Genomic DNA, 11,537 nt, shown 5'->3' with positions numbered 1-11,537 from the left:
GCTGTATCTTTAGAAAAAGAAAACCATTCGTAGAGTTCCTTACAAAGGCTATTCCCTCCCATACCGATTAGCATTTGAAGCATAGTCTCAAAAGTTAGTTTTCGGTTTCTTGAAAAGTCGTGACCAGATCTCCTAACATAGTCATCCAGTGTAGCTGCCATTGATTTGATATTGTTTGATAAAATTCCCTTGATTTTTGAAGGTCTAAGCGTCGTTTTCATGCAGCGTTCCTCCTTGAAAATTGTCTTTAAGGATTGGACGCCGATTCCCCAGCTTTGCCAAGTGTTTTTTCTTTTTGTGAAGTGTTATTATGTCTACCTAATCAATGAAAAATCCCAATTACCATAAATCTTGTGGCAATCGGGATTCTAAAGTAGTTAACTTAATGACATTGACTTGACAGGGGTCAGTTCAAAACTCAAGGTCGGATGTAAGCTAACTATTAGTATCTACCAAAGTATTCATCCGAAAACTTACCATCAATATTGTAATCAACATCATAATAGAAAATTTGAATTCCTGTCATTGGATGAACTAAATCAAAACAAATTCTAAAAAAAGGAACCTCCCTGTCAAAATTATTTATGAATATATTTACACATTTGTACCGAATGCTTAAGTCTGAATAATTTAAACCTTTTGGCAAACTTCCTTGCTCATCTTTCAGAAAATTGTTGGGGTAATTTTGAACTAATTCTTTAAGGCGTTGACCCGTTTTATGCTTCAATATTTCAAAGTCATAAACGTTATTAAATGTTTCTTCAATCGATTTTAAGTCCACATATTTCACCACTTTCCATCTACTTTTTCCCACTTGTCATGTAGTCAAATACCATTGCGCCGTTTTCATCTATCCTCCCATAAACTCTTACATGGTTTGGAGCTCCTGCAACTTTAATTTTATAGTTGTAAGTATAGCCTTTATATTTAACTATTTCATTCTGACTTAAATCAATTATTCCATCTGCACCTTTACGAGCTTTTGCATACCCCATATCTTTAGCCTTTACAAACTTTTTGTCTAACTGTAATCTCTTCAATTCGTTATATACGTCATGCTTAATCCATCGTGTTTCTGGCAGATTTATTACTGCCTTTCCACCAACTTCTCTAGCTTTTCCTATGCCCCCGATTATTGGCCCCAATGAAGCCAAAGCTTCCGCAAAGGAGATTTCCTGATGCCATTTACTGTAATCCTTGGCTAACTCCGCTCTTGCCCAATCCGCATTTCCTGCACTATTCTTGTATGCACTTGTTTGCGTTAATAAACCAAACAAATAATTAAAACGATTAGTATCATATACATCTGCATACTCTCGACTTAACAAGTCATAAGCGTATGAATATGCTCTACTTTCGGTGGAAGTTACCTTCATGGTTGCTTTGAGAATGGAATTCATCTCTGAAGGTATATATCTGTTCCCACTAGGATCAATATATTTCAGCGGATTATTCTGTACGTACGTATATAGATTCAGCGTCAGCGGGTTACCCAGATCCCCTTCATACGTATCCTCATTAACAAACCGCCCGATACTTGGATCATACCATCTTGCGCGCAAATATTGCAGATTCGTTGTCGCATCCCAATATTCGCCCGAGTAGCGGAAAATGTTCGGAACCTGCTCCTCTTGTACCAATGGATTGCCCCAGATGTCGTACGTATAGCGGTTCAGTACATTGCCTTGCGCATCCCGGATTTCGGTAATGTCGCCGTGCCCGTTGGATACGTAGTACTGCATAACCTGTCCTGGAACCTGACGAGCCAATAGCTTGCCGTTCGAATCATGGACATAGGATGCGGTAATGGTGATACTGCCGTTTCCTTCTACTTTTCCTTCTGCTACGATCTTCGCTCTATCGTCATAGTAGTAACGGGTCGTTACGCCGCCTTCGGTGCGTTCTACCATCAGGTTATCGCCGTTGTAGCGGTAGCTGACGGCTTTGCCGTCTTCCGTCGTTACTTGGGTCAGGCGGTTGCGGCTGTCGTACGCATAGCTGGCTCCCTTGATGTTCGGTACCTGATCGCTTTGCAGGGTGCTGCGGTTATCCCGTTGATCGTATGCATAGGTCTCATTGAACTGGCTTGAGGTCTTGATCCGGTTCAATGGATCGTAGCTAAATTGATACGCTGCTCCGTTGTCGTTCTTCGCTACAATGTTGCGGTTGTTATCATAGGTGTAGCTGTAGTTCGCGAACGCTGTATGATTCTGAACTTACTGTATACCGGCAAGGTTGAATCCATCATAATGATAGGTCTCATTTGTCCAGTATCTGCGCTAATTCCAGACATTTTCTAGTCAGGCGATCAAATGTATACGTGAATACAGCCTGCTTAGCTTTCCTTAACATGTCAACGTAGATGGTGTAGGATATGAGTCAGCATATTTTCGTTATAGGCAAACTTCTCCTTCAGCACAGATGCTTCAATTTCAAGTTTTTTCATGTGCGATTCGTTTCTAGCCTCGCATAAGAGTCTAATGATCTGCAAATTAGGTCAATCTTTCTGCTTGGTCAAGCAACTGATTTACTTTTGTCATCACCTGTGATCGGTTCATCCTGAATGTTTTAACTCGTCCACTTGGTCTTAGCGGTCTGTTCTCTAACCGATTCATACTTTACTTCGAGCTTGTGCAGTTAACCCCCCCTGTTTTTGTTGCTATTGTTATTATCCTCCTTTGGTTTTAGGCATGCAAAAAAGGCTTATTCCTCCTTATCATTCAAGTGGGAATAAGCCTTTGAAAGTTTATCAAGTATGTTTGTGAAATTGTTTAGTGTTTGGTTTGTTCATTGTATTGTATGATCCTACTGTCACAATGTAAACCTGTTCTACATTTTTGTATGGGTTATTTTGGTTGAATGATGGATTCATTCGGCACTGGGTAGCCCCCATTAAAAGAATAAGCGGTTAGCTCAAAATTGATTAACCGCCCAAAACATTAATATAGTTTGGAAATCTTCGGTTCGTATGCGGCAATTACATCCACTACTGAATCAATTGCTAAGATAGAAAAGTGATATACTGACTCTGAGTCAGCAATGCCATATGACTGCAAGGATAGCCATTGAATGTATTCCGAATTTGTCACCATGAAAAAAGTGCTGTTTCGATAGAACTCAGTCCCGTAATGCTCATCAAGTTTGTTTATTGTTCTTTGCCTAAAACTTTCGTCTGTACTTCTGTAAGCATGTACCGAATCCTCGAATAATATTTCTACTTTCTTAGATTCATCGGTAGCATCAGAAAGTACTATACGGAATCCCTCTATATTATCAGCTACGGATTCAATATAATATTTTGTTATTAGGTCATTTCCAACTTCCCATATTTCCCAAATCTCTTCCAAATTATCCCTCCTTAATCATCATAACGTATTTTGGTTGATTTTTTTCCATCATAAATTTCAAGTGTAGGTCGTCCATCAGAGCTTTTTTCTCGAACGTTAATCGTTCTTCCATCAGGAAGTTTCCCTACCTTACCTCCCGGAATATCTTTTACTCCGGTTACACCCATGCTATTAAAATCATCTAAAGCATGTTTGTATCCTCCCGGCTTACCGTATTGCGTCGCCTTTCCTTTGGTAACCCGACCGGGACTAGCCCCCTTCAATATATCATCTACAGATTTAATTGAAGAACTAGCACCATTCCCCGTCCCCTTAGGCTTTAATGCTTTTTCAATATTCAGTTTGTTAAATGATTTTGCTTCATTCCATGAAACTTCAAATTTCACCTTGGGCGAAACACGAGATATTTTCGGAGGAGGTGCGTAGGCGTTACCTCTAACAACTGTACTTCCCACATAGCTGTTACTGGCAGAACCGCCTCCTCCACCTTTGCCGTTCCCAACGCATTCCATTGCAGTTTCTGTAAATGCACATTTGCTATTACCTGTGGGATCAATGTACTGTAGCGGATTATTCTCCACATACGTATACAAGTTCAAACTTAGCGGATCATTGATGTCCCCTTCATACGTATCCTAGTTAATAAAGCGTACTATATTCAATAAAAAGGACGGTAACCGTTTTCCAATCACCGCCCAACATTAGTATATCAACTTACTTGTTTAATGGGTACTTCTGGAATCGTGTAAACTGCTTTGGTCTTCATTAAGCAATAGATGACGTTAACCAGTTTACGCATTATACATACAATGGCTTGCTGCTTAGTCTTTCCTGCCGACATTTTCTGCTCATAGTAAGCGTAGAAGTAGGGATTACGCGGCTCTCGTTTCCCACGTGTGACTGCTATTTGTCGAATTGCAAGCGCTTTAATGATATCATGAAGTTCACGATTGCCTTGCTTGCTCTTATAGTTTCGATGCTTGTCTCCTGATCCAACTGAAATTGGTGCAACCCCCGCAAACCGCGCAAGTTTGTCTGGGTTAGAGAAACGATGAATATCACCTGTCTCCGCTACCAATTCTGCCGCTGTTACAACATCTATCCCTGTCATAGATTCCAATTGAAAACCCAATTCCTTGATAACGTCTCTAATCTCTTGTTCGATCCGAGTCAACTCTTTCTTATAAAAACGTATACTCCGTACAAGTCGCTTTACAAGGAAATCCCGTTTATCTTGAAAACCCCGATATGTATCGCCGTCCTCAGCAATAAGATGGAGTATTTGCTCCGCTTTCTTGATTGATAGTCCATTATTGCTTAACTTTCGAAGGTACTTCGCCAGTTCCTCCGCCCCGACACCGGATAAATGCTTTGATGAGGGGTACTTATGCCAGAAGGCTAACGCCGTCTTTCCATCTACCTCAGAAAAGAACTTCTTATAACTTGGGTAATGGTATCCGAGCTGCTGATGAAGACGTTTCACTATTCCTGATAGGTTTTTAGCTTGCCATTTACGCTGCGTAACTAGCTGACTTATTGCCCAATAAAAATCTACGGGTTTGGCATCTGGTAAATTTGGAAGTTTATCTCTTAATACCTTAGCCACACATTCCGCATCCCATGAATCAGACTTCTGAACAGTGACATGGCTCTTACGCCTTGCATTTGCTAGTTTGGCATTGACCTCTTTCACCCAACACCCTTTTTCGTTCAAGTAAACGGCTAACGCTCTGCCGTATCCACCCACATCTTCCAAACCATATACAACTGATAGCCCGTTCTTTGTATATTTTTTTAATTTCTTCTCAAGCTGCGTAAATGCGGAAGGCTTGTTATCAAACTTGATTTCATCTAGCTTCTGATTCCAACAATCGATTATAACCGCCGCTGTGTGATGCTGTTTGTGCAGGTCTACGCCCACGTAAACAAGCTTATCTGGCTGTATCATTACTGTTCGCTCCTTATATGAATTGAATTTTATTGAATGGTTACAGATAGGTTAGAGCTGCATAAGACCAAGTAAGCAATACATAGAGAATCGTATGCACAAAGTTCCAACCCATACGTAACCACCCAATTTGGATGGCTTACAGCATGTCTGTAAATCAGGTTGCATCCTCAGTTCGAGCGGACAAGCCGCAAAGATACGCTAGCGAATTCTGATTCCTTCTATGCTTCGTTAAATGATTGCTTTGTGCAGCCCTACAGCTTCAAATTCTCCGTAACGGTACAAACCTTGATACAATTCCTTGCGGTCTAATATCCGTTTCACTTGTACTTTCGTAAAACATTTACCTTGTTGCGTGGTGTAGCCTTCCAGATTCAGTTGTGATGCTAATTCAGACAGTGACCAAGACTCATACTGCTCTCGCAAGTCGAAGAGCCTTCTAACAACTTGAGCCTGCTTGTCATGGACTTCTATACTTTTATGTCCTTTACGAGCTTTGTAACCATAGGCCGCCCGTCCTCCTGCATATCCTCCTTGCTGTGCTTTCTTGTTGCGTCCTCTACTTAGCTTTAGAGCTATTTCAAGTCGTTGATATTGGTCAAGTAATTCCATCAACCCATTGATGAGAAAATCATTTGGATCTTTTTTATGTATAGAATAAGTCGGCTGCTCAATGCTCTTCACATCTACGCCGAACTTCTTGAACTCACGATGAACCAATACTTTTACAATGTCAGACCGCCATAAACGGCTTGTATTGAGGACAACCACAGCGTCATAGGTTTGGGTGGCTAAGGCAGATAACATGCTCTGAAAGCCAATTCTGTCCACTTCAAGAGCATCTTCATCTACCTTCGCCCCACTGATACCTTCATCCGTAAAGATGTCCTGCAAGTTCCATCCTTGCTCCTGACAATAAGAGCGGATTTCATCTTGTTGGTACGTTAAACTGTAGCCATCCTTGGCTTGTCCGCTTGTAGAAACCCTGACGTAACCAATGACATTCATGATGTTTCCTCCTCACCCGTTACGATAATTGAGATTATTGTAACGCTTAACCGAATCATTAGTCATATTATATACCGCTTAAACGTAACAGACAATGACTTTCTATATTCACGGTGATATAATCTCTTTATATTCAGCACGGTTAAGCGTTACCCTCTAGGAGGCTAAAATGGCAATTCGAGTAAAGTTACGTCAGTTGTTGGAGCAGAAAGGAATGTCTCAGCGGGAACTTGCACGAATGACAGGACTACGTGCAAGCACCATCAACCACCTATGTTCTGACAATGTAGATAGGGTTTACTTAGAGACACTAGAACTCGTTTGTAAGTCAATGAATGTAAGTATTGACGAACTAATAGAGATTGATTGAGCAGTCGATTCGACCGCCAACGGCGTGTCTGTCAGTATTTCTTTTAATCTTCTTTATTTACTTTTATTAAGTTCTTATTATTCTAAGATAATATACGACTCTCTCGAAGATGATAATTGGCTAATCTAACAGTGGAAATTACCTGTTCTATAGTTTAATTCCACCTTCGAGAACCGTAATTATTGATCTTGAGTAGAGTCTTCCTCGTTCTCGGTATTAAGGAATTCTTCCCAGTCATATTCATCGCCATCATCAAATCCGATACTTTCGAGATACAGATTAAAGTAGTGACAGTAATCGGAATAAATCGGTAGAGATACCTCAGTGTCTTTTTCATCCTTTAGTTTTCCCCTGATTTCCATCATCAAAGCCGATAATGTGTCATATAAAACATCAGGAAAAAACTCGTCAGTTGACGTGTAGGCCTTCCTTATTCTATTAGCGTATGCATCATAAGAATCGCCATTGATGATGGTTGAAATAACTGATCTAACCAATGACTTATTGACCGATTTGGGTTGGTAATTTTTCAAAAAGTAATGGACGGTTTCAGAGAGTGCAATATAAGGATTGCTCTCCAGTTGATCAATTCTGTAGCGATTCACATGACCTCTTTTACGAACTGTCTTTATAAATCCTTTCTCCTCAAGCGAAGTAATAGCAGATTTTACTGTGGACTCGCTGATACCCAAGTTACAAGCAATTGTTTCTAGGGGGGGGAATGCTACCTCGTTTTCTCCTAAATGACATAGAATGTCAAGCAATACATTCCGCTCATTAATACTTAAGCCGTAACACTTTCTAATCATATGAGGATACGGAATGTAGTACATATTCTGTTGAAATGGACAAAAGAAATTATGCCACTCTTCGTTTAACGATAATTCTATCAATCTCTCTTGTATACTCTTTGTCATTCAAATACGCCCTCTCTCTTTGGAATTTAATTGGTAACGGATTGATCCCGGTTAATAGCCATTACCAAATCATTCGCTCAGCCTAGTAGTCGGACTATGTAGCTTTAGAGTTGCGATATTATTTACAATTTCAATTTATTTCGCAAACCGTGAGAAAGCGAAGGTAAGGTATTTGCATCAAAACACGGTGGTATCTGATGATTACGGAGTTATGACAATGAAGGAGGTTTGTCATAAAGGGGGATATTATTAAACACTTTATACGTGCGTACAACCATATTGGAAAAATATCATACGGGGTTGATGAGGGTTAGGTTCTTTCGGGACATGCCGCCCGATTCATTCGGCACTGGGTGGGGGTTAAAAAAGACCTTGAAGGCATAACCTCCAAGGTCCATTTAGTACATCTTTTTATAAATCCTCTCTTTCAATAAATTCCGCTTCAATTACTTCAATTTCTTTATTAACGGGATTCCCTCCATACTTCTTGAGAATCTTAATGATGACGTTGTAAAAGGCAAACTCCGGAGTTGCACCTTTAGAGGAGTACTCTATTTCATGGCTATCACTAACTTTTAGTTTATAACCTATTCCAGTATATGATAAATTGAATTTGCAATCATTATCCTCAAGCCATGACATTAAATCGAGTATACTTGGTATCCATACTCCCTTCTTAAAAACCTCTTCCTCGCAGAGAAATGCCCCTGATGGTAAAATCCTTCCACCCACAACCCAAACGGCATCTTGATATTCAAATATGTCCTGTGGATATACCGTGTCCGCATATAAAGGTCTCTGGAATCCTAATTCGAACAACTTTATTGCCTCTGTTTTTGATATAGACATATCTCACACCCAAATCTATTTAATTTTGATTACTGTACCAGTAGAACTTTTGTGTTTGCCATCAATATAATTGCCGAATTTGTCTGAATCAGCAACCCAGTGAAGTTCTTTACCGCCTTTCGCTTCCTTAAATACTTTGTATGCTGAATCTGCATGTCCAGTTGTATCTTTCGACCACCATAACCCAGTTTTAGGATCTCGATAAGCAGTAACGGTATCCCCATTAAATTTATAAGATATTTTTTTGTCAGCACCTGTTTTAATGTCCCATAAAGTGGTGGTATTCTTACAATTCGTATTATGAACCCAAATGCCCAAATCCGTTACATAGTACGTGTGGTAGTCAGCAACTGTAAAGTTGTAAACCGTAACTGGTTCATCCAGATTAACAAACTCAACCTTATCAATTATCAGATTGCTTCCGTCAGCTTTTTGGAGCTTATCGCCTACTTGGAGTTCATCGGCGAAGACCCACCCTTTTTCTTCTACCCAAAATGGATGGTTGTCTGTCGTCTCGATGATCTGCTCCCCAACGTTCAGCTTAATTATATCATCACGTTGGTTGCGGTATAACCCCGTTACTTCCTTATAAGCCAACTCTCCATCAGGGTTATTCTCATCCTTGGCGAGAACCTTATCTCCGACCGCAATGTCTTCGATATTTTTCTCTCCATCGTCTGTTAGAACCTTGGTTCCCGCTGTGAAGCAGTTACATCCGCCAATCGCTCTAACCTTTCCACCAACTTCTCTAGCTTTTCCTATGCCCCCGATTACTGGCCCCAATGAAGCCAAAGCTTCCGCAAAGGAGATTTCCTGATGCCATTTACTGTAATCCTTGGCTAACTCCGCTCTTGCCCAATCCGCATTTCCTGCACTATTCTTGTATGCACTTGTTTGCGTTAATAAACCAAACAAATAATTAAAACGATTATTATCATATACATCTGCATACTCTCGACTTAACAAGTTATAAGCGTATGAATATGCTTTACTTTCTGTAGATGTTATCTTCATAGTCGCTTCGAGAATGGAATTCATCTCTGACGGTATATATCTGTTCCCACTAGGATCGATATATTTCAACGGATTATTTTGCACATACGTATACAGATTCAACGTCAGCGGGTTACCCAGTTCCCCTTCGTACGTATCCTCATTAATAAACCGCCCGATACTTGGATCATACCATCTTGCCCGCAAATATTGCAGACTCGTTGCTGCATCCCAGTATTCGCCTGAGTAGCGGAAAATGTTCGGAACCTGCTCCTCCTGAACCAATGGATTGCCCCAGATATCGTACGTATAGCGGTTCAGCACATTTCCTTGTGCATCCCGAATCTCAGTAATGTCGCCGTGTCCGTTGGATACGTAGTATTGCATGCCTTGTCCTGGTACCTGACGAGCCAGCAGCTTGCCGTCCGAATCATGGACATAGGATGCGGTAATGGTGATGCTGCCGTTGCCTTCTACTCTTCCTTCCGCTACGATCTTCGCTCTATCGTTATAGTAGTAACGGGTCGTTACACCGCCTTCGGTGCGTTCTACCATGAGGTTGTCCCCATTATAGCGGTAGCTGACGGCTTTGCCGTCTTCCGTCGTCACTTGGGTCAGGCGGTTGCGGCTATCGTACGCATAGCTTGCTCCCTTAATGTCCGGTACCTGATCGCTTTGCAGGGTGCTGCGGTTATCCCGTTGATCGTACGCATATGCTTCATTGAACTGGCTTGACGTCTTGATCCGATTCAATGGATCGTAGCTGAATTGATAGGCTGCTCCGTTGTCGTTCTTCGCTACAATGTTGCGGTTGTTATCATAGGTGTAGCTGTAGCTTCCAAGCGGCGCATCTCCTTGCTTCTGCTGAATGCCGGCAAGGTTGAATCCATCATACGCATAGTTCTCCAAGAATCCTTGCGCGGATTTCAACTCCGTCAAGCGATTATACGAGCCGTCATATTTGTATTCAAATTGCGTGAGCTGCGAGCCGCTGCCATCTAAGACGGCCATACTTGTTGGGTTCGGCAGGATGTTAGTATGGCTTATTCGCTGCGTGATCTTATAGCCCCCGGCCGCAACGGTCTGTTCCGTGCGCAGCCCCCTGACTTCATAATCGTAATTGATTCTGGTCTGATCCGGATAAGTGATCGATGCCAGTTCACCTGTTGGATAGTAGGCATAAGCTGTCGTTCCCGTCTGATCCGTCATTGCCGTCCGCTTGCCCGTTGCGTCGTAGCTGTACGAAATTCTCTCGTCCGGCGCAACGACCGCAGTCAGGAAATTGCGGTTATTGTACTCGAACTGTTGGATTTGGCCTTTTCTGTCTATGCTTTTTGCTACATTACTATTAGCATCATAGTAGAAGCGTTTGCTTTGCTTGTTCGGATCGATCTGCTGCAGCAGTCGGCCGATTTCATCATACCGTTTCTCAACCGTATTTCCGTCCGCATACTTGATCTCGACCATATCTCCCGATAGGTTATACCGATAGCGCGTCGTCTTTCCTTCGGCATCTGTAACGGCGATCAGGCGGCCCAGTACATCATACTCGTATTTTGTCGCATTGTGATTGCCGTCGTAGGCAGTCTGAACATTCCCCGCCAAGTCATATTCGTACCGTGCGGCTACCACGGCTTGACCAGACGGTTTGATTTCTTCTTTGGCAATCAAGCGATCCATTACATCGTACGTTTCCCGTATTCCATTATTGCTGCCGTCGTAAGCCGTCTTCGTGTTGGCGGCATCGTCGTATACGATTCTGTTTTGACCATAGATGAAGTTTTCTTTCGTTACGCGTCCCCAAGCATCATATTCATATTCCATCCAATTGCCGTCAAAGGTGCCTTTTCGAATCATATGACCATAGCGATCATAGGTATGATTGGCTACCCCGCCACGGCCATTTGTTTCTTTGATTAAATTTCCAAGTGGGTCGAACCACTTTTCGATTTGCTGACCATTCGGGTACGTAATCGTAATTTTGTTTGCTGCATCATCGTATGCTACGGCGGTCTGTGTGCCGTCCGCATAGATTTCCGCAATCATCCGTCCCAGCTTATCATGCGTATACGTCGTTTCATTTCCGTTGCCATCGATGTATTTCG

The 11,537-nt window shown here is 41.8% G+C and carries 9 protein-coding genes and 2 pseudogenes; 1 reads left to right on the top strand and 10 read right to left on the bottom strand.

The annotated features are described in order from the left end of the window. From ACQ5BJ_RS26125 to ACQ5BJ_RS26095, 7 genes and pseudogenes are all read right to left on the bottom strand, one after another. Nucleotides 1-221 (bottom strand): annotated as a pseudogene (locus ACQ5BJ_RS26125) (IS4 family transposase); the annotation flags it as partial. 221 nt (nt 222-442) lie between these two features. Beyond that, nucleotides 443-781, bottom strand: coding sequence for a hypothetical protein (locus ACQ5BJ_RS26120; RefSeq protein ID WP_040737101.1), 339 nt, complete (start codon nt 779-781; stop codon nt 443-445). 19 nt (nt 782-800) lie between these two features. Continuing rightward, the gene (locus ACQ5BJ_RS26115) at nt 801-2,108 is read right to left on the bottom strand and encodes an RHS repeat domain-containing protein (protein WP_430112978.1); all 1,308 of its coding nucleotides are present in this window, start codon (nt 2,106-2,108) and stop codon (nt 801-803) included. 831 nt (nt 2,109-2,939) lie between these two features. Further along, on the bottom strand, nt 2,940-3,347 hold the full coding sequence (locus ACQ5BJ_RS26110) for a hypothetical protein (RefSeq protein ID WP_005551658.1): 408 nt from the start codon (nt 3,345-3,347) through the stop codon (nt 2,940-2,942). 539 nt (nt 3,348-3,886) lie between these two features. Continuing rightward, nucleotides 3,887-3,997: pseudogene (locus tag ACQ5BJ_RS26105) on the bottom strand (RHS repeat-associated core domain-containing protein); the annotation flags it as partial. A 59-nt stretch (nt 3,998-4,056) separates the two neighbouring features. Next, nucleotides 4,057-5,295 carry an IS110 family transposase gene (locus tag ACQ5BJ_RS26100; protein ID WP_430112975.1) on the bottom strand — a complete coding sequence of 413 codons (1,239 nt, stop codon included), beginning with the start codon at nt 5,293-5,295 and terminating at the stop codon, nt 4,057-4,059. Nucleotides 5,296-5,526: 231 nt separating this feature from the next. Beyond that, a complete protein-coding gene (locus ACQ5BJ_RS26095; protein ID WP_262866890.1) occupies nt 5,527-6,303 on the bottom strand; it encodes a recombinase family protein in 777 nt (258 codons plus the stop codon). A 169-nt stretch (nt 6,304-6,472) separates the two neighbouring features. Between ACQ5BJ_RS26095 and ACQ5BJ_RS26090 the strand changes: the two genes are divergently transcribed. Beyond that, complete coding sequence (locus ACQ5BJ_RS26090; protein ID WP_005551664.1) at nt 6,473-6,673, top strand: helix-turn-helix domain-containing protein; 201 nt, start codon at nt 6,473-6,475, stop codon at nt 6,671-6,673. Nucleotides 6,674-6,852: 179 nt separating this feature from the next. Here ACQ5BJ_RS26090 and ACQ5BJ_RS26085 read toward each other — a convergent pair whose 3' ends face one another. The 3 genes from ACQ5BJ_RS26085 to ACQ5BJ_RS26075 all read right to left on the bottom strand — a co-directional run. Continuing rightward, the gene (locus ACQ5BJ_RS26085; RefSeq protein WP_430112972.1) at nt 6,853-7,590 is read right to left on the bottom strand and encodes a helix-turn-helix domain-containing protein; all 738 of its coding nucleotides are present in this window, start codon (nt 7,588-7,590) and stop codon (nt 6,853-6,855) included. Between the two features lie 411 nt (nt 7,591-8,001). Beyond that, complete coding sequence (locus ACQ5BJ_RS26080) at nt 8,002-8,439, bottom strand: hypothetical protein (protein WP_040737102.1); 438 nt, start codon at nt 8,437-8,439, stop codon at nt 8,002-8,004. 15 nt (nt 8,440-8,454) lie between these two features. Then, nucleotides 8,455-11,537 (bottom strand): polymorphic toxin-type HINT domain-containing protein (locus ACQ5BJ_RS26075; RefSeq protein ID WP_430113428.1); only part of this gene is annotated, 3,083 nt, incomplete at its 5' end.

The organism is Paenibacillus sp. B1-35 (genome assembly GCF_050474385.1).
GTDB classification, from domain to species: Bacteria; Bacillota; Bacilli; order Paenibacillales; family Paenibacillaceae; genus Paenibacillus_B; species Paenibacillus_B alvei.
Note: the sequence above shows the minus strand (reverse complement) of the source record. Positions and strands in the feature narration are given on the sequence as shown.